The sequence below is a fragment of the Desulfopila inferna genome, from assembly GCF_016919005.1.
In the GTDB taxonomy this organism is placed as follows: Bacteria; Desulfobacterota; Desulfobulbia; order Desulfobulbales; family Desulfocapsaceae; genus Desulfopila_A; species Desulfopila_A inferna.
Genome location: NZ_JAFFQE010000064.1, coordinates 1 through 404 on the forward strand (window position 1 = coordinate 1; position 404 = coordinate 404).

A 404-nucleotide genomic window follows, 5' to 3' on the forward strand; every position below is an offset into this window, starting at 1 on the left:
GCCTGGTCCAGGCCATACCCCTGCACCAGTTGCGCCGCGCCGATGTTGCCGAGCAACGGCACGCTGGGCGCCAGCCGGCGCAGCTCACGCGAAAGCCCCGCATCATCGCCGCCGGCTTCCAGCGCGACACGCTGCGAACCCACCGCCAGGGCGATGCCGAGCGCTTCGGCCGCCTCGGCAAGGTGCAGATTGATCGCTTCGGCCCGCTGCGCCCCGCCGGTCATGGAGCTGATCAGCAGGGGTGCCGCCAGCGGCTTGCCGAACAGGCTGCCGGACAAATCCACCTGCGCCAGATCCAGCTCGGGCAGCGCGCAATGTTCGAAGCGCACGGCCTCGAAGCCATTGCTCACCGCCGGCCGAGTGCGCAGCGTGGCCAGGACCTGGTCCAGGTGCTCGTTCTTGCG

General features: G+C 70.3%; 1 protein-coding gene. It reads right to left on the reverse strand.

Features of this window, described 5'->3' with window-relative positions; genetic code table 11:
- A partial coding sequence (locus JWG88_RS21460) for an alpha-hydroxy-acid oxidizing protein (protein ID WP_205235859.1) occupies positions 1 to 404 on the reverse strand: 404 nt, incomplete at both ends.